The 17,569-nt window shown below is 70.3% G+C and carries 15 protein-coding genes; 4 read left to right on the top strand and 11 right to left on the bottom strand.

Annotated features, from left to right (window positions below; translation table 11 throughout):
• Positions 1-92: 92 nt before the first annotated feature.
• Positions 93-1,646, top strand: coding sequence for a CehA/McbA family metallohydrolase (locus ACZ56E_RS23555; RefSeq protein ID WP_471217001.1), 1,554 nt, complete (start codon positions 93-95; stop codon positions 1,644-1,646).
• Positions 1,647-1,657: 11 nt separating this feature from the next.
• Here ACZ56E_RS23555 and ACZ56E_RS23550 read toward each other — a convergent pair whose 3' ends face one another.
• The 11 genes from ACZ56E_RS23550 to ACZ56E_RS23500 all read right to left on the bottom strand — a co-directional run bounded on the left by ACZ56E_RS23550 (position 1,658) and on the right by ACZ56E_RS23500 (position 13,348).
• A complete protein-coding gene (locus ACZ56E_RS23550) occupies positions 1,658-2,290 on the bottom strand; it encodes a hypothetical protein (RefSeq protein WP_471216999.1) in 633 nt (210 codons plus the stop codon).
• 44 nt (positions 2,291-2,334) lie between these two features.
• Entirely contained in the window at positions 2,335-2,967 is a 633-nt protein-coding gene (locus tag ACZ56E_RS23545) for a hypothetical protein (RefSeq protein WP_471216997.1), read from the bottom strand.
• A complete protein-coding gene (locus ACZ56E_RS23540; RefSeq protein WP_471216995.1) occupies positions 2,954-3,367 on the bottom strand; it encodes a hypothetical protein in 414 nt (137 codons plus the stop codon). Before ACZ56E_RS23540 ends, ACZ56E_RS23545 begins: the two co-directional genes overlap by 14 nt.
• Before the next feature lie 8 nt (positions 3,368-3,375).
• Positions 3,376-4,731, bottom strand: a complete 1,356-nt coding sequence (locus ACZ56E_RS23535) for a hypothetical protein (protein WP_471216993.1) — start codon at positions 4,729-4,731, stop codon at positions 3,376-3,378.
• Positions 4,732-4,735: 4 nt separating this feature from the next.
• The gene (locus ACZ56E_RS23530; protein ID WP_468087081.1) at positions 4,736-5,035 is read right to left on the bottom strand and encodes a WXG100 family type VII secretion target; all 300 of its coding nucleotides are present in this window, start codon (positions 5,033-5,035) and stop codon (positions 4,736-4,738) included.
• 165 nt (positions 5,036-5,200) lie between these two features.
• Complete coding sequence (locus ACZ56E_RS23525; protein ID WP_471216990.1) at positions 5,201-6,715, bottom strand: aldehyde dehydrogenase family protein; 1,515 nt, start codon at positions 6,713-6,715, stop codon at positions 5,201-5,203.
• The gene (locus tag ACZ56E_RS23520) at positions 6,712-8,451 is read right to left on the bottom strand and encodes an N-acyl-D-amino-acid deacylase family protein (RefSeq protein WP_471216988.1); all 1,740 of its coding nucleotides are present in this window, start codon (positions 8,449-8,451) and stop codon (positions 6,712-6,714) included. Before ACZ56E_RS23520 ends, ACZ56E_RS23525 begins: the two co-directional genes overlap by 4 nt.
• A 111-nt stretch (positions 8,452-8,562) precedes the next feature.
• A complete protein-coding gene (locus ACZ56E_RS23515; RefSeq protein ID WP_468610452.1) occupies positions 8,563-9,690 on the bottom strand; it encodes an LLM class flavin-dependent oxidoreductase in 1,128 nt (375 codons plus the stop codon).
• A 133-nt stretch (positions 9,691-9,823) separates the two neighbouring features.
• Positions 9,824-10,609, bottom strand: coding sequence for an SDR family NAD(P)-dependent oxidoreductase (locus tag ACZ56E_RS23510; RefSeq protein ID WP_471216985.1), 786 nt, complete (start codon positions 10,607-10,609; stop codon positions 9,824-9,826).
• Between the two features lie 21 nt (positions 10,610-10,630).
• Positions 10,631-11,539 (bottom strand): LLM class F420-dependent oxidoreductase, encoded by a 909-nt coding sequence (locus ACZ56E_RS23505; protein WP_471216983.1) that lies wholly within the window; start codon positions 11,537-11,539, stop codon positions 10,631-10,633.
• A gap of 558 nt (positions 11,540-12,097) precedes the next feature.
• Positions 12,098-13,348 carry an amidohydrolase family protein gene (locus ACZ56E_RS23500; protein ID WP_471216981.1) on the bottom strand — a complete coding sequence of 417 codons (1,251 nt, stop codon included), beginning with the start codon at positions 13,346-13,348 and terminating at the stop codon, positions 12,098-12,100.
• Positions 13,349-13,694: 346 nt separating this feature from the next.
• Between ACZ56E_RS23500 and afsR the strand changes: the two genes are divergently transcribed.
• From afsR to ACZ56E_RS23485, 3 genes are all read left to right on the top strand, one after another.
• On the top strand, positions 13,695-16,673 hold the full coding sequence (gene afsR / locus ACZ56E_RS23495) for an SARP-family global regulator AfsR (RefSeq protein ID WP_471216978.1): 2,979 nt from the start codon (positions 13,695-13,697) through the stop codon (positions 16,671-16,673).
• Positions 16,674-16,877: 204 nt separating this feature from the next.
• Entirely contained in the window at positions 16,878-17,054 is a 177-nt protein-coding gene (locus ACZ56E_RS23490; RefSeq protein ID WP_471216976.1) for a sigma-like protein, read from the top strand.
• Between the two features lie 188 nt (positions 17,055-17,242).
• The gene (locus ACZ56E_RS23485; protein WP_471216975.1) at positions 17,243-17,416 is read left to right on the top strand and encodes a hypothetical protein; all 174 of its coding nucleotides are present in this window, start codon (positions 17,243-17,245) and stop codon (positions 17,414-17,416) included.
• The last annotated feature ends 153 nt before the right edge of the window (positions 17,417-17,569 follow it).

The following is a 17,569-nucleotide window of genomic DNA, read 5'->3' as shown; positions in this document are numbered from 1 at the left end:
TCACTCGCCTTCCCTTGCCGCGCAGTTCACGGCTCAATACCAGGGTTGCACGCACCACCCATGTCACCACCGACACCCTGGGGAGCCGCAGCATGTGCGAGAACGACGCCGGACACCCGGCGCACAAGGGACCGAACCGGCGCGGACTGTTCGTGACGGGAGCCGCCGCCGCGATTACGTTGGGCAGCGTGAGCTTCGCAAGCGGCGCCGAGCGGCGCGCTGCCGCGCGGGACGGGGCGCCGGGCGGCAAGGAGACGAGAACGGTGCGCGGCACGCTGCCGCCCGGCTCGCCCGACTTCGTGTACCTGCCGGTCGAAGTCCCGCACGGGGTCGCCGAGTTCCACGCCTCGTACACCTACCAGAAGCCGGCCGTGCCACCCGGCACGCAGGGAAACGCCCTCGACATCGGCGTGTTCGACGAGCGCGGCACGGAGCTCGGCGGCAAGGGCTTCCGCGGCTGGTCGGGCGGCGCCCGCACCGAGTTCTTCATCCGCGCCGACGACGCGACGCCCGGCTACATCCCGGGCCGCATCCGCGCGGGCACCTGGCACATCGCGCTCGGCCCGTACACGGTCGCCCCCGAGGGCCTCCCCTACGAGGTGACGATCACCCTGACCTACGGGAAACCGGGCCACACCCCGAAACCGGCCTACCCGCCGGAGCGCGCGAAGGGCCGCGGCCGCGCCTGGTACCGCGGCGACTGCCACCTGCACTCCGTGTACTCGGACGGCAGGCGCACCCTCGCCGAGATCGCCGCCCTGGCCCGGGCGGCGGGCCTCGACTTCATCAACAGCTCCGAGCACAACACGCACTCGGCGCACGCCCACTGGGCGGAGCACGCGGGCGACGACCTCCTGATCATGCTCGGCGAGGAGGTGACGACGCGGAACGGCCACCTCGTCGCCCTCGGCACGGACCCCGGCACGTTCGTCGACTGGCGCTACCGTGCCCGCGACAACCGCTTCGGCAGGTACGCCCGCAGGATCCGCGACGCGGGCGGCCTCGTCGTCCCGGCCCACCCGCACGCCACCTGCGTCGGCTGCAACTGGAAGTTCGGCTTCGGCGAGGCGGACGCGGTCGAGGTGTGGAACGGCGCGTACACGCCCGACGACGAGGTGTCCCTGTCCGACTGGGACAGCATGCTCGTCACGTCCGTACGCGGCGGGGGCCGCCCCTGGATCCCCGCCATGGGCAACAGCGACGCGCACCGCGACCCCGACCGCATCGGCGGCCCGCAGACCGTCGTCCTCGCCGACGACCTGACCCGCGAGGCCATCCAGGACGGCATCCGCCGCGGCCGCTCCTACATCGCCGAATCGAAATCCGTAGAACTCACCTTCACCGCGGCAGGCGGCAGAGGCAGCCACGCAGGCATAGGCGGCCGCCTCCCCGTCGCCCCCGACACCCCGGTCACGGTCCGCCTGACCATCAAGGGCGCCCCCGGCTGCACACCGCGCTTCATCACCGACCAGGGCGTCCTGCACACGGGCCCAGCCCTCCCGGCCTCCGGCACAGGCACCCTGGAATGGCACACAACCCCTTCCTACGCGGCCTACGTCAGAGCAGAAGTCCGCCACCCCGCAACCACCCCGGGCCTCCCGGGCCCCCTGTGCGCCTTCACGAACCCGATCTTCCTGGGCGACTGACCCGCGGCCCCCTACCCGGGAAGCCTGAGCGTCCGCGCGAAGTCGTCCAACGGCTCCATCGCCGCGGCGATCAACTCCGGATCGTCGTGGTGCCCCCGGAGCAGCACATCGGGAAGACCGTCCGGGGTGTGCCAGTGATACGACACCGAGGTCATCATCACGGAACTGTCGGCAGGATAGGACCGGACGACCCGGACTCCATCCCCACCGAGATACGGAGAGGCGAACGGAACGCTGCCGCTCCGCTGCTGCCACTCGGGAATCTCCGCATGCGGCACCGTGAGCGCGGCAACTCCCTCACAGGAGCCCGCGTCACGGGCGCCGCAGTCAATCCGCGTGGCGTGCACCACCAACGGCATATAGGTCAGCGGAACGGGGTGATAAATGAACGCCTCGTCGGCCTGAAGCTTGTCCCTCAGGGTGACGATGGTCTGCTCGTAGAAGCTCTTGTGGAAGCGGCGGAGCTTACGGGTGAGTTCGACGCCGTGGACGATGGCCAGACCGGTCAGGTGGAGGTCCAGCCATTCCTTGAAGTTCTTCTTGTCGATCTGAAGGTGGAGATACCCCCAGAGGTCGGGGTTGGCATCCGTGTCGATATGAAGCGGAGCACCGAGATCGGTGCTCCACAGGGTGCCGTCGGACATGAGCGGTCTCTTTCGTCAGGGCGCGGGCAGGCGGAGGGCGGCGCTCAGGCGTAACTCCAGCGGAAGGTGCTCATGACGGCGTCGAACAGCTCCACGAGCGTGTCGTAGAAGGCGGGATCCGAGCCGGGCGCGATCAGCGCGCTGAAGGAGAAGGTGAGGTATTGGTCGGGCGTGCTGTCCGGGACCGGCACAAAGTACTCGACCCGGCGGTGAGCCACGTCGACGTCCTGAGCCGCGTCCGCGGGTACATCTCGCTCCGAGCGCAGGGCCGCGGTGTCGTCCAGCTCCCGCATCTCGGCACCGGGAGTCTCGGAGGCGAGCGCCGCCAAGACCGCTTCAGGGCCGCTCCGGGGCCTGACCCTCGGAATCTCGATCGGTTCGGAGGCCACGATCGAGACGGGCAGCGCGACGCCATGGAGGCGCTCGGTGGGAAGGTAGAGGGTCATGCCCCCTTTGGCGCGGGCCCGTCGTACGACCTTCTTCATCTCCTGAAGAAGCTTCATCCGGGCTTTCGGAATGTCGTCCTTGGGAAAACCGGCGGGGAGTTGTCTGACCGCCTTGCGGACGATGCGGTCCATCGCCTCCTGGGTACCCGTACGCAGCGGAATCACGTCCCAGCCGGGCGGCGGCACCAGGTTGAAGCCGTTCGGGGTCCGACGTCGCTCAGCGGTGGTCATTGCGCCCCCGTGTCAGTTCCACTGCATAGGTAACGCCTACGAAGAGCGCCCACGCCGGGGCGGCGATCATGCCCGGCCAGAAACCGAAGAACAGCGAGGGCAGGAAGAAGCCACCGCCCATGGCCAGATCCCGGGTGAGGTAGGGCGGACGGTCCGCATGGCGGGGGTATTTCGCGAACACCCAGACGTAGTGCAGGAGGCAGCCGACGATCCCGGCCTCATAAACGTGGAGCACGTCGTTCATCAGGGACTTCGGCACCAGGATCATGATTCCCAGTACCGGCAGGAACAGCGGCATGCCGATGAACAGCGTCAGCCGGAGCCGCCGGTTGGGGCCGGTGCCGATTCCGGTGCGGCCGGCTTCGGCCTCGGCGATGCGTTGCGCCGAGTACAGGTCCATGGTCGTCCTCACCAGTGGGTGTCGGGGGCGGGCTTCAGGGTGTTGTCCTTCCAGTCGGAATATCCCTGGTTGTACGGCTTCTCGCCGCTTCCGAACTTCTCCTCGGTCAAGCTTGTCAGGTCGCTCTTGCCCAGCGCCTTGTCCGTGATGTCCATCCCCATGCCGGCCCACGCGACGGCGAGGCCCGCCTGGTAGGACTTGTACGCCTTGTCCGCGGCGGCCCCGGCGGCCTCCGGGAAGGTGGCCTTGTTCGCCTTCAGCATCTTCGCCATGCCGGCCATCTCCTTGTCGCCGAGGTGCGCCAGCGTCGACAACGGGCTGACTCGCAGCGGGTTCTTGGCCACCAGGCCGACATTCTGGGAGATGGACTTGCGCATCGCGTTGCGAGCCGCCCCGAGAGCCTGCCGCCCCGGTCCTTGCGGCATTTTGGTCATCATCCGCCCCGTGTCGTCCAGGACGCCCTTGACGGCGCCGAGGCCTCGGCTCAGGCCGGCGGTCCGGGCGCCCTGAGCGGCAGCCACGGTGGCCTTGGCGCCGCGGGCGAGCTTCGCGGCGGCCCGGAGGCCACCCACCACCAGCAGCCCGCCCACGACGTCGAAGGCGACATCCGTCCAACTGGCATCACCGGATGCCACCAGCAGAAGTCTCAGCACGATCGTGAGCCCTGCGATACCGAGGACGAGCATGTTCAAGCCGGGAATGGCGAGCGCCAGGAAACCCGCAGCCGTCGCGATCCAGCCGATGACATCTATGAAGGCCTTGATCAGGTCCGCGTTCTCATGGACCCAGCCCTTGACGTCGTCCCACCACGAGTCCTCGATCACGTCGTCGATCTCGTCACGGATCTCGCCCGCGTGATGGTTGGCGCGGGTGTCCCTGTCACTGGTGACGGTGTGCAGGCGGGTCCGGTACGAGTGAAGGGGGTCGTCGGCGGTGCTGGTGCCGCTGGGGGACCCGCCCGGGGCGTCCTTGTCCTCCGAGCCGGACTTCTTGGCCTTGTCGGCCTCGATCTCGTCCTGCTTCTCCTTGGCCTGGTGCAGGATCTTGTCGGCGTCGCTCTGGAAGTCCTCCAGCTCGTTCGACCACTTGGTCAGATGGCCGTGCACCCGCTCGTACCGCCCGGCCACCTCCCGCATGTGCTTCTCCAGCGTCGAGGACTCCTCGCGCAGGGACTGCACGTACTTGCCCTTGAGCGTCTCGTCGTCGCTGATCGCCTTGAGGTTCTTCGCCTGGTCCCGGAGCTTCTTGGCCACCGAGATCATGTGCTTGACCTCGTCGCGGATCTCCTCCGGATCACCGGGAACGGGATCGGAGTCGCACAGCGGCTGCCAGTCCACCGGACGGCGCTTGGATGTCGGTGTCATGGCGTCACTTCTTCTGCTGCTTCTTGCCCGTCTTGGCCAGCTTCTCGTCGAGGTCCTCGAAGGCCTTCTTGCTGCCGGTCACGAGCTTGCCGACCGACTCGATGGACTCGATGAGCCTGGTGCGGTAGTCGTCCCAGTTGTCGACGAAGTCCTCCATGGCCCCGGCGACGGCACCGGAGCCCCAGTGCTCCTTCATGTCGTCCCGGCGGTTCTCGATGTCCTCGAAGGTCTTCTTGAGCTGGCCGAGCTTGCGCTCGCAGTCCGCGAGGAAGTCATAGTCGACCGTCAGGTCCGGGTCGCCCATGCCGTTCCGTTCCCCCCTGTTCGATCACGCTGTGGCGTGCGTCGTGAGACAAAGTTCCGACCAAGACGACTGACGCTAGCGGTGGGGTTGTCGGTTTCGCCAGAGCGAACTTCTGCGACGGTGCTGCAAAGCGGGGCATACGGTACGGATGCCGCTGCCGTGCCCTCACCCCGGCCAGACGAGGGACTGGAGTTCGCTGTATGCGTGCAGGGCGTACGAGCCGACGTCGCGGCCCACTCCGCTCTTTTTGAAGCCGCCGAAGGGGGCCTCCATGTTGCGGCCGATCGTGTTCACGCCTACGCCGCCCGCGCGCAGGCGGTGGGCGATGCGGAAGGCGCGGGCCACGTCGCCGGACCAGACGTAGTCGATGAGGCCGTAGTCGCTGTCGTCGGCGAGGGTGATCGCCGTTTCCTCGGCCTCCTCCGGGGTTGCGGCGTCGAAGGGGACGACGGTGATCACCGGGCCGAAGATCTCCTCTCGGACCGCCCGCATGTCGGGGGTGCAGTCGGCGAGGAGGGTGGGGGCGACGTAGAAGCCGGTCGTGAGTGGGGGGCGGTCGCCGCCTGTGAGGAGTCGGGCGCCCTCCTTGCGGGCGCCCTCGACGTATGCCTCGATGCGGTCGCGGTGTGCTGCGGAGATTACCGGGCCGACCACCGTTCCCCGGTCGGCCGGGTCGCCGACCTTCAGGTGGCCGGCGTAGGTCTTCAGCTTTTCCAATAGGGGTTCGTATATGGGGCGTTGCGCCAGTACTCGTGTTGGGGCCGTGCAGATTTGGCCGCTGTAGAAAGAGAACGTCGTGCCGATGCCCGCCACCGCCGCGTCCAGGTCCGCGTCGTCGAGGACGATCGCCGCCCCCTTGCCGCCGAGCTCCATCAGCTGACGTTTCATGGCGCGGCCGCACACCTCGCCGATGCGCTGTCCGACGGCGGTCGAGCCGGTGAAGCTCACCATGTCGACGTCCGGGGACGCGACGGCCGCCTCGCCGACGGACACGTCCGTGCCGGAGACGACGTTCACCACGCCGGGCGGCACACCCGCCTCCTCCAGGGCCGCCGCCATCCCGTACACCGACAGCGGGTCCTGCGGCGCGGGCTTCACGACGACCGTGTTGCCCATCGCGAGGGCGGGCGCCACCTTGCCCGCGGGGTTGGCCCACGGGTTGTTGTAGGAGGTGACGCAGGTGACGACGCCCACCGGGCGGCGGACGGCGAGCGCCCCCATGACGCCCGCCTTCCCCATGGGCCCGGCCTCGTTGATCTGCGGCGGGAGCGCCGTCTCGACCGGCTCCAGCGCCCCCTTCGCGTACCGCTCGAAGCGCGCCACCGCCACCGCCACCTGCATGCCGTACGCCGTCGCGGTCGTGGCGCCGCTCTCGGCCCGGGCGAGGTCGGCGTACGCGGCCGCGTCGCGCCGCAGGATCTCGGCGGTGCGGGACAGTACCGCCGCGCGCTCCTCGGGCGTCGTGCGCGACCAGCTCGCGAAGGCCTCGCGGGCCGCCGCCGCGGCGGCCAGGGCCTGCTCGGCGCTCGCCTCGGGGGCGAGGCCGACGACGTGCTCGGTCGCGGGGTTCAGCACTTCGTGGTGCCCGTGGTCGGGCTCGACCCACTCGCCCCCGATGAACAGCCGCCGCGCACGCCCCGTTTCGCTCGGCCCCGGTTCGCTCCGTCCGGGCGCGCTCACTTCGTGCTCACCGTCCTGGTGTCGCGCCCCGAGCGCAGCACCTTGCCCGGCACCGCGCCGGTCACCACGTCCTCCCGGATCGTCTCGACCCCGTTGACCCAGACCGCGTTGACGCCGATCGCCTTGGAGTCCAGGCGCGGGCTGTCGCCGGGCAGGTCGTGGACGAGGGTCGCCTTGCCCGCGTCGATCCGCTCGGGGTCGAAGAGGACGAGGTCGGCGTGGTAGCCCTCGGCGATCCGGCCGCGCTCACGCAGCCCGAAGAGCCGGGCCGGATCGTCGGTGAGCATCTTGACGGCCTGTTCGAGGCTCGCCAGTCTGCGGCCGCGCAGGCAGTCGCCGATGAAGCGCGTCGTGTACGGGGCACCGCACATGCGGTCCAGGTGCGCGCCCGCGTCTGAGCCGCCCAGCATCACGTCCTCGTGCTGCCACGCCTCGGCGCGCAGGGCCCACGAGGCGGGGTCGTTGTCGGTGGGCATCGGCCACAGGACGGTACGCAGGTCGTCGGCCGCGCAGATCCCGACCAGGCACTCGAACGGCTCCTGCCCCCGCTCGGCCGCGATGTCGCCGACGACGCGCCCGGTGAGGCCTTCGTTCGCCTCGGAGTACGTGTCTCCGATGACGTACCGGTCGAAGCGGGCGAGCCGCCGGAAGACGCCCGCCTCCTTGCTGCCCGCGCGCCGCAGCATCTCCGCGCGCACCTCCGGGTCGCGCAGCTTCGCGATCCGCTCGGGCACGGGCAGGCCCAGGATGTCGCCCCAGCCCGGGATGAGGTTGAGGGCGCAGAACGTGCCGAGCGACATGTTCATGGGCGTGAGGATCGGCATGGTGAGCGCGACGACGCGGCCGCCGGCCTTGCGGGCGCGCTCGCTCGGCACGAGCTGGCGGGGCACGCGCTCGGGGACGGCGGCGTCGATGGTGAGCACGTTCCAGTTGAGCGGCCTGCCCGCCGCCGCGCTCATCTCCACGAGCAGCTCGATCTCGTCGTCGTCGAACTGGTCGAGGCAGCCCGCGACGATCGCCTCCAGCTGCGTCCCCTCGTGCTCGCCGACGGCGCGGGAGAGCGCGAGCAGCTCCGCGGGCTTCGCGTGCCGTGAGGCGACCGGCTGCCCGTCGCCGTCCGAGTGGGTGGACGACTGGGTGGTGGAGAGCCCCCAGGCGCCCGCGTCCATCGCGTCGTGGAAGAGGCTCAGCATCTCCGCCAGCTGGGCGGGCGTGGGCTGCCCTCCGACGGCGTCCGCGCCCATCACGTACCGGCGCAGCGCGCAGTGCCCCACCATGAACCCGGCGTTGACGGCGATGCGCCCGTCGAGGGCGTCCAGATACTCCCCGAAGGAACTCCACGACCACGGCGCGCCCTCTTCGAGCGCCACCAGCGACATGCCCTCGACCTTCGACATCATCCGCCGCGTGTAGTCGGCGTCGCCGGGCCGGTCCGGGTGCAGCGGCGCGAGCGTGAACCCGCAGTTGCCGCCCGCGACCGTCGTCACGCCGTGGTTGAGCGACGGCGTCGCGTACGGGTCCCAGAACAGCTGGGCGTCGTAGTGCGTGTGCGGATCGACGAACCCGGGCGCGAGGACCCGCCCTTCGGCGTCCTCACTGGTCCTGGCCTCCTCGGTGACGGACCCCGGCTCGGCGACGACGGCTATGCGCCCGTCCCGTATCCCGACGTCGGCGACGCGCGCGGGGGCACCGGTCCCGTCGACGACGGTCGCGCCCTTGATGAGGTGGTCGAGCATGACGGAAGGTCCCCTTTCGAAGGGCGGTACGGGCGGGGCGGTACGGGCGGTACGGGAAGAGGGAGGGCCCCGGCTTCCGTCCGGGAGGGGAAGCCGGGGCGGTCAGGGGGACTACGCGCCGGCGGCCTGCCGGAAGCGCGTCGTGCGGTGGACCGGATCCGTGTCGATCTTCGGAATCACGTGTTCACCGATCAGCTTGATCGTGTTCTTCGTGTCCTCGGGCGAGATCCCGATCGGCAGCCCGAAACTGAGCTGGTCCGCCCCGGCCTGCTCCCACCGCTTGCACTGCGTGAGCACCTCGTCCGGGTCGCCGCAGATCATCAGCTCCTCGGCGATGAGGAGTTCGATGAGCTCCTCGGTGTAGTCGGGGAGCAGCTCGGGCCACTCGGGGATGCCCTCGGGCCGGGGGAAGGTGTCGTGGTAGCGGAAGAGGAGCGACTGGAGGTAGTTGAGCCCGCCGCCGACCGCGATCTCGACGGCCTTGGCGTGCGTCTCCGCGCAGATCGCCGTGGATGTCACCATGACGTTGTCGTTGACGAAGCCGCCGATCGCCTCGGCCTCCTTCACGGCCGTCTTGTACGACTCGACGACCCACTCCATGTCGGAGACCTTCTGCACGCTGAAGCCGAGGACCCCGAGCCCCTTCTTGCCCGCCATGGCGTACGAGGACGGGGACCCGGCGGCGTACCACATGGCCGGGTGCGACTTCCCGTACGGCTTGGGCAGGATCTTGCGGGGCGGCAGCGACCAGTGCTTGCCCTGGAAGCCGACGTACTCGTCCTGGAGCCACATCTTGGGGAATTCGGCGATGGTCTCTTCCCATATCTCCTTGGTGTGGTTCATGTCCGTGATGCCCGGCATGAAGCCGAGAATCTCGTGCGAACCGGCACCGCGCCCCGTCCCGAACTCGAAGCGCCCTTCGGAGAGATGGTCGAGCATGGCGACCTTCTCGGCGACCTTCACCGGGTGGTTCACGGGCGCGAGCGGGTTGAAGATGCCGGAGCCCAGGTGGATGCGGTCGGTCGCGTGGGCGAGGTAGCCGAGGAAGACGTCGTTGGCGGAGAGGTGTGAGTACTCCTCCAGGAAGTGGTGCTCGGACGCCCAGGCGTATTTGAAGCCGGACTTGTCCGCCTGGATGACGTACTCGGTCTCCTCGATGAGCGCCTTGTGCTCCGCTTCGGGGTCGACCTTGGCCCGCTGGGCGGGCACGTATCCCTGTACAAAGAGACCGAATTCCAAGGAGGTTCACCGTCCTCGTGAGAGTCTGACGGTTTCTGACGAGCCGTCAGATTATGATGCGTCGACTGTTCCACTGGCGCGGGAGGGCCGTCAAGGGCCGGGCGGCGGCGGGGTGGTGGTAACTGACGGCACGTCAGATCACACTGACCCCGGCGAGCCAGCCGCCGTCCACGACGAACGGCTGCCCCGTGATGTACGCCGAGTCGTCCCCCGTCAGGAAGAGCGCGAGGGCGGCCACCTCCTGCGGGCGTCCGATCCGCCCGAGCGGCACGAGCTTCTTGTACAGCTCATCGACCGCCTCCCGCGCCGCCGTGGGGTCGGCGGTGGGGTCCAGCTGCGCGGGGTTGGTCATGGGGGTGTCGACGGCCCCCGGGCACACGGCGTTGACGCGGATGTTCCTGGCGGCCAGCTCCAGGGCGGCGACCCGGGTGAGACCGAGGATCGCGTGCTTCGTCGCGGCGTACGCGCCCACGTACGCCATGCCCGTGAGGGCCGTGTACGAGGCCGTGTTCACGATCGTGCCGCCGCCCGCGGCGCCGATCTCGGGCGCGACGGTGCGGATGCCGAGAAAGCAGCCGATCTGGTTGACCTGGATGAGCTGCTGGAACTCTTCGAGGGGGGTGCTGACGAGCTCGTTGAACCGGAGGATGCCAGCGTTGTTCACCAGCCCGTCGACCTTCCCGAAGGCGTCCCTCGCGGCGGCGGTGGCGGCCTGCCAGTCCGCCTCCACTCCTACGTCCAGGTGGACGTAGGCCGCGGAGTCCTCGCCCAGCTCCTTGGCGAGCGCCTCGCCCTGTTCGTCGAGTACGTCGGCGACGACGACGCGGGCTCCCTCCTCCACGAAGAGGCGCGCCTCCTGCTCGCCCTGTCCGCGCGCGGCGCCGGTCACGATGATGACGCGGCCGTCGAGCTTGCCCATGCGGTGCTCCCTACTGGCTCGTCAGTGGTTGAGGTGTGGGGCCACTTCTGTCGCGAACGCCGCCATCTGGTCGGTGAGTTCGGTACGGCTACGGCTGCGGAAGCGCACCTGTATCTGGTCCACGCCCATCGCGGCGTACTCGCGCAGGGACTCGGCGAGGGCGGCCGGCTTTCCGGAGAGCGTGCGGTGGCCCACGGGGTGGGCCGGCTCTCCCACGTACAGCACCTCGGTGATCGCGCCGATGGTGAACGGTTCCTGGACCCCCGCCTCCTCCCGCAGCCGCCTCAGCCTGGCTATCTGCGCGGGCAGTGCGGGACGCGGGTCGCCCTGCGGCAGCCAGCCGTCGCCGCGGGTGGCCGCCCTGCGGACGGCGGCGGGCGAGGAGCCGCCGATCCAGACGGGGACGCGGGGCTGGGCGGGGCGGGGCAGCTGCCCGAGATCCTGGAAGTCGTAGCGGTCACCGTGATGCTCGGGGTACTCGGCCGGGCCGAGGGCCGCCCTCAGTGCGTCGATCGTCTCGTCGAGGATCGGGCCGCGCCGCGTGAAGTCGACGCCGAGCGCCTCGAACTCCTCCTGTACGTGACCGGCGCCGACCCCGAGGATCAGGCGGCCGCCGCTGAGGTGGTCGAGGGTGGCGTACTGCTTGGCGGAGAGGAGGGGGTGACGCAGGCCGACGATGGCGACGTGGCTCAGGAGGCGGACGTTCTCGGTGACGGCGGCGAGGTGGGCGAGGGTGGCGACGGGGTCGTACCAGACGGTGCCCATCGCGTCGGCGAGGCGGCGCGGGATGGCTACGTGGTCGCAGGTCGCGAGGTAGGCGAAGCCCGTGTGGTCCGCGGTGCGGGCGATCTCGACGAGGTCTTCGGGGGTGGCTTGGGCTTCCCATGGTTCGACGTAGATCGAACTCTGTGACTGAACCGGCAACTGCATCCCGTAAAGCATCACGGGCACCCCACCCTTCACCGAAACCTGACGCCCCGTCATACGGGTCGCAGCCGCCATGGTGGGCCCTGACGCCCCGTCAGACAACCCTCGCGGGACGGCTGTCTACGCGTGGCGCTGCTCCCCGGGGCGGGGCAGGGCGTCTTGTGCGGGTCGCGCCTACTGCCCGCCTGTGGGGCGGGGCCGCAGGGGTATGTGCGTACTCGCCATCCCTGCGCCTCGCCGCCCGAACAAAGACGCCACAGCGCGCTCGGTGCTCCGTTCGCACATACCCCCACGTCCCCTCGCGAGCGCTGGCGGCTGCGGCCCGGTGGGGCCTCGGGCCTCCCCCTGCAGACCGTCGCGGGACAACCCCCACCCACCCCGCCCCTACCCCCGCAAGGCATCGCGGGGTGAACGCCCACCCACCCGCCCCTACTCCCGCGGAACGGCGCGGGGCGAACGGGTGGGTGGGTGGGGAACATCCGCCGCGAAGCGGCGGGCTTGGGGGTCCTGCCCCAGCGGGACGGTGCAGGGAAGCCCCCCCCGGCCCCCCGGAGGGCCAGCTCACCGGCCAGGCCAGAGGCCCGCCTCCGTCAGGCCGAGAAGGTCGATCGCGTTGCCGCGGACGATGCGGTCGACCACCTCGGGGGCCAAGTGACCCATCTGCGCCTCCCCCACCTCCCGCGACTTCGGCCACGTCGAATCGGAGTGCGGATAGTCCGTCTCGTACAGGACATTCCCCACCCCGATGGAATCGAGGTTCCGCAGCCCGAACGCGTCATCGAAGAAGCACCCGAAGACATGCGAGGAGAAGAGTTCCGACGGCGGTCGGGTGACCTTGTCGGCGACCCCGCCCCACCCCCTGTTCTCCTCCCACACCACATCCGCCCGCTCCAGGATGTAAGGGATCCACCCGATCTGCCCCTCCGCGTACATGACCTTGAGGTTCGGGAAGCGTTCGAACTTGCCGCTCATCAGCCAGTCGACCATCGAGAAGCAGCAGTTGGCGAAGGTGATCGTGGAGCCGACGGCGGGCGGCGCGTCCGCCGATGTGGACGGCATCTTGCTGGACGAGCCGATGTGCATGGCGACGACCGTGCCGGTCTCGTCGCAGGCACGCAGGAAGGGGTCCCACTCGTCGGTGTGGATGGAGGGCAGCCCGAGATGGGGCGGAATCTCGGAGAAGGCGACCGCCCGCACTCCACGCGCGGCGTTCCTGCGGACCTCCGCGGCGGCGAGCTCCGCGTCCCAGAGCGGGATGAGGGTGAGGGGTATGAGGCGCCCGTGGGCATCGGGACCGCACCATTCCTCCACCATCCAGTCGTTGTACGCCTGGACGGAGAGGAGCCCGAGCTCCCGGTCCTTCGCCTCGGTGAACGTCTGCCCGCAGAAGCGCGGGAAGGTGGGGAAGCAGAGGGCGGACTGGACGTGGTTGACGTCCATGTCGGCGAGCCGGTCGGGGACGGAGAAGGAGCCGGGACGCATCTGCTCGTAGGTGATGACCTCGAGCCGGATCTCGTCCCTGGCGTAGCCCACCGCGGTGTCGAGGCGGGTGAGGGGGCGGTGCAGATCCTCATAGATCCACCAGTCCCCGATGGGCCCTTCCTCCCCTTTCTCCCCCATGACGGGGGCGAACTTCCCGCCCAGGAAGGACATTTCCCTCAGGGGTGCGCGGACGATCCTGGGGCCGCGGTCCCGGTACTTGGCCGGGAGCCGGTCCCGCCAGACGTCGGGGGGTTCGACCGTGTGGTCGTCCACCGAAATGATCTTCGGGAAGGTCGCCGGGGCGGTCTCCGAGCTCTCCATGGTCTCCATGAGAGCCACGGTAGCGCCGATCTGACGACCCGTCAGCTAGTCGTGCGAGGGTGACCGCTCGGGGGGTCGCGGCGGCGACCACGAGGGCATGCCGCGGCCCGTGGCGGGAAAGCGATGCGGAATGTCGTGCGAGGACCCTGTGAGAGCCGTCTCCCACGGCTGACGCATCCGGCATGGACAAGGCAAACTGGCGGGGAGCAGGAACCGGGCCCGACGGGCCGGGCAGCACCGAAGGACCACAGGGCTGCAACACCGTAGGACTACAGGACCGCAGGCATACGTACCACCGCGGGCGGGCAGACCCGCGACCGGCATGATTGGGAACGGCAGGGCGGCAGGGGGAGCGATGGTCGATGTACCGCGAGTACCGGAGCAGCGGCGTCCGGCCTCGGGGAACACCCCCGAGGAGCGGACCGAGGGGCACCCCCCCGAGGTCCGGACGTCGCGCTTCAGCGTGCTCGGACCGGTGCGCGCGTGGCACGGCTCGGAACAGCTCAACACCGGATCCCCCCAGCAGAGGGCGCTGCTCGCGGCCCTCCTGCTGCGGGACGGCCGCACGGCCACGGCGTCGGAACTGATCGACGCGCTCTGGGGCGAGGAGCCACCCTCACAGGCACTGGCAGCGGTACGTACGTACGCGTCCCGGCTCCGCAAGGTGCTGCCTCCCGGCGTGCTCGTCAGCGAGGCCGGCGGCTATGCCGTCCGGGTCGCGGACGGCGCGCTGGACCTGGCCATGGCGGAAGACCTCTGGTCGGCGGCCGAGAAGGCCCGCAGCGTCGGCGACCTCTGCCAGGCGCGCACGCTGGTGAACAAGGCGCTCGGCCTGTGGGACGGCGAACCCCTGGCCAACGTCCCGGGTCCGTACGCCGACACCCAGCGCACCCGCCTCGACGAGTGGCGGCTGCAGCTCGTCGAGACCCGGCTCGACATGGATCTGGACCAGGGCTGCCACGCCGAGGCGGTGTCGGAGCTGACGGCGCTGACGGCGGCGCACCCGCTCCGCGAGCGGCTGCGCGAGCTGCTGATGCTCGCGCTCTACCGCAGCGGACGCCAGGCCGAGGCCCTCGCCGTCTACGCCGACACGCGCCGGCTCCTCGCCGACGAACTCGGCGTGGACCCGAGGCCGGGCCTCAAGGAGCTCCAGCAGCGCATCCTCCAGGCCGACCCCGGCCTCGCCGAGCCCGCCGCCCCCGACCAGGAACCCATCACGACGGCGGTACGCCCGGCACAGCTTCCGGCGACGGTCCCCGACTTCACGGGCCGCGCGTCCTTCGTGGACGAGCTGAGCGACATCCTCTCCACCGCCGAGGGCCGTGTGATGGCGGTGTCGGCGCTGGCGGGCATCGGCGGTGTCGGCAAGACGACGCTGGCCGTCCACGTCGCGCACGTCGCGCGCACCCACTTCCCCGACGGCCAGCTGTACGTGGACCTCCAGGGGGCGGGCGCGCGGGCGGCCGAGCCGGAGACGGTCCTCGGCGCCTTCCTGCGCGCCCTCGGCACGGCCGACTCGGCGATACCGGACTCCCTGGAGGAGCGCGCGGCGCTCTACCGCTCGGTCCTCGACGGCCGGCGCGTCCTCGTGCTGCTGGACAACGCCCGCGACGCGGCGCAGGTCAGGCCCCTGCTTCCCGGCATGGAGGGCTGCGCGGCGCTGGTGACGAGCCGCGTCCGCATGGTGGATCTGGCGGGCGCGCACCTGGTGGACCTGGACGTGATGTCCCCCGAGGAGGCGCTTCTCCTCTTCACCCGCATCGTCGGCGAGGAGCGGGTGACGTCGGAGCGGGAGGCCGCCCTGGACGTGGTGGCGGCCTGCGGTTTCCTGCCGCTCGCCATCCGGATCGCGGCGTCCCGCCTGGCGGCCCGCCGCACCTGGACGGTCTCCACGCTCGCGGCGAAGCTGGCGGACGAGCGGCGCAGGCTGGACGAGCTGCAGGCGGGGGACCTCGCGGTCAAGGCGACGTTCGAGCTGGGGTACGGCCAGTTGGAGCCGGCCCAGGCCCGGGCGTTCCGCCTCCTCGGCCTGGCGGACGGCCCGGACCTCTCCCTGGCGGCGGCCGCCGCGGTCCTGGACCTCCCGGTGGAGGAAACGGAAGACCTCCTGGAGTCCCTGGTCGACACCTCCCTGCTGGAGTCCGCGGCCCCCGGCCGCTACCGCTACCACGACCTCGTACGGCTCTACGCGCGTGCGTGCGCCGAGCGCGACGAGCAGCCGCCCACCGAGCGTGACGCGGCGCTCTCCCGCCTCCTGGACTTCTATCTCGCCTCGGCGGCCCGGGTCTACGCGATCGAACGCCCCGGCGACCGCACGGTGGACCACCTGGAGCCCACGGACCACGCGGGCCAGGGCTTCACGGACGACACGAAGGCCCTGGACTGGCTCCACTCGGAGGCGGCCTGCATCCTGGCCTGCGTCCAGCAGTCCCTGGGCCCGAGCACGCTCCGCCGCGCGGTGGACCTACTGCTGGCTTCCAAGGATCTGGCGGAGTCGGGGGCGAGTTCGTTGCGGTACGAGTCGGCGACGTGCGCGGCTCGGGACGCGGCGGAAGAGCTCGGTGACGCCCACGCGGAGGGGCGCGCGCGGGTCACCCTCAGCCAGGTCCGCGGGAACACCGGACGGTTCGACGAGGCCGCGCCCGAGGCGGACCGCGCGGCCGAGCTGGGTCGTGAGTCCGACGACCCCTGGACCAAGAGCAATGCCCCCAATGAGCAGGGCATCGTGACCTATTGCAGGAGTCATCACGCGGCCAGCGAGGTGTACTTCCGCGAGGCCGTCGCGGCCTTCCGCGCGGACGGGAACCGAGCGGGGGAGGCCAGCGCACTCTGCAACCTGTCCCGCGTCCTGGTCTTCACGGGGCGCACCGCTGCCGCGATCGAGATGGTCCAGCAAGGCATGGCGATCTACGACGAGTTGGGCCTGACGTTTCGGCTCGCCAACGCGCGGTACGCGCTCGGGATCGCCTTCAGCCACGCCGGCCGCCAGTCGGATGCTCTTGAGCAGTTCACCGAGGCTCTGCACGTGTTCGGGGAGAGCCGCCAGCGCTTGTGGGAGGGCACCACCCACTTCCGCATGGCGGAGGCTCTGCTGGCCGCCCATCGAGCGGCACAGGCCGCCCAGCACGCGGAACAGGCTCTCGCCACGGGTTGCATCGGCGGCGACTGGATGCGTGCCAACGTCCTGACCATTCTCGGCAGGTCCCTCCAGAGCCTCGGCCAGACCGACCGGGCAAGGGCCTGCTGGCGAGAGGCCCTCACCATTCACGAGCGGACGGCAGCACCCGAGGCCGACGAGGTGCGCGGCCTTCTGTCCCCCGTCGCAGCGGCCTGACCTGAGCGTCTGCGACGTTCATCGAACGTTTATGGGCGGCTGTCACTCTCTAGTTCATCGATCCGTCGCGTCGGGGGGCAGACGGGTCGCGTGGGCCCCACAGATAGGGTGAGCGGCCCTGGGAACGCCCGTTCGGCGACCCTCGGGGGAGTTGCCGAGCGGGTGTTCTGCCCCAGCGACCGTCACTTCAGGGAGTTGTCAGTCATGAGCGACGACAAGAAGAAGAACCAGGACCTCACCACGCAGGGGGACAGCCACCTGCCCGCTCCGCCCAAGGACGGCATCACCACCATGGGTGACAGCCACCTGCCCACCCCGCCCAAGGACGGCATCACCACCATGGGTGACAGCCACCTGCCCACCCCGCCCAAGGACGCCTAAAGCTGCATTCCTGACGGGGGAACGATCGGCCGCGGCGGCGCGGAGGGGGAGCCGTCGCGGCCGACGCATGTCCGGTGTCTGGTTCAGGCCCACGGCCCGGCGGGAACCGATCAGACAAGACGAACAGCTGTGCCATACGCCGATAGCGTCTCTTCACACCAGAAGTCGAACTGCTCAAGGGAGTTGGAATGATCCGCGCCAAGAAGGTCCTCGTCACCCTGGCCATCGCGGCCGCTGCCGCAGGCGGCGCCGCGAGCCCCGCGCTGGCCGACAGCCACGCGCCGGTCGCCCCGCTCAGCGACAGCCACGCTCCGGTCACCCCGCAGGGTGACAGCCACGCACCGGTCACGCCCCAGGACTAGGCCCCCCGCGCGCGCCAACGCCGTGGCTCCCCTCCGGGGTCGGCGCGCGCCTGGCCCCACGGCTTCGGGGCGTGCGGGAGAACGTCCCGGTCGGGCAGGCCGCGAGGGCAGCGGACCGGAGCCGTTCAGATCGGTGGCACGGCTCCGGCGTCC

The organism is Streptomyces sp. NPDC039480 (genome assembly GCF_055597165.1).
The sequence above is the reverse complement of the archived record's forward strand: the minus strand, read 5'-3'. Positions and strand labels throughout refer to the sequence as shown.

Excerpts from the sequence above, each read along its gene's own strand:
- ACZ56E_RS23555 (WP_471217001.1), top strand. The coding sequence starts at position 93 with ATGTGCGAGAACGACGCCGGACACCCGGCGCACAAGGGACCGAACCGG.
- ACZ56E_RS23550 (WP_471216999.1), bottom strand. The coding sequence starts at position 2,290 with ATGTCCGACGGCACCCTGTGGAGCACCGATCTCGGTGCTCCGCTTCAT.
- ACZ56E_RS23545 (WP_471216997.1), bottom strand. The coding sequence starts at position 2,967 with ATGACCACCGCTGAGCGACGTCGGACCCCGAACGGCTTCAACCTGGTG.
- ACZ56E_RS23540 (WP_471216995.1), bottom strand. The coding sequence starts at position 3,367 with ATGGACCTGTACTCGGCGCAACGCATCGCCGAGGCCGAAGCCGGCCGC.
- ACZ56E_RS23535 (WP_471216993.1), bottom strand. The coding sequence starts at position 4,731 with ATGACACCGACATCCAAGCGCCGTCCGGTGGACTGGCAGCCGCTGTGC.
- ACZ56E_RS23530 (WP_468087081.1), bottom strand. The coding sequence starts at position 5,035 with ATGGGCGACCCGGACCTGACGGTCGACTATGACTTCCTCGCGGACTGC.
- ACZ56E_RS23520 (WP_471216988.1), bottom strand. The coding sequence starts at position 8,451 with ATGCTCGACCACCTCATCAAGGGCGCGACCGTCGTCGACGGGACCGGT.
- ACZ56E_RS23510 (WP_471216985.1), bottom strand. The coding sequence starts at position 10,609 with ATGGGCAAGCTCGACGGCCGCGTCATCATCGTGACCGGCGCCGCGCGC.
- ACZ56E_RS23505 (WP_471216983.1), bottom strand. The coding sequence starts at position 11,539 with ATGCAGTTGCCGGTTCAGTCACAGAGTTCGATCTACGTCGAACCATGG.
- ACZ56E_RS23500 (WP_471216981.1), bottom strand. The coding sequence starts at position 13,348 with ATGGAGACCATGGAGAGCTCGGAGACCGCCCCGGCGACCTTCCCGAAG.
- afsR (WP_471216978.1), top strand. The coding sequence starts at position 13,695 with ATGGTCGATGTACCGCGAGTACCGGAGCAGCGGCGTCCGGCCTCGGGG.
- ACZ56E_RS23490 (WP_471216976.1), top strand. The coding sequence starts at position 16,878 with ATGAGCGACGACAAGAAGAAGAACCAGGACCTCACCACGCAGGGGGAC.
- ACZ56E_RS23485 (WP_471216975.1), top strand. The coding sequence starts at position 17,243 with ATGATCCGCGCCAAGAAGGTCCTCGTCACCCTGGCCATCGCGGCCGCT.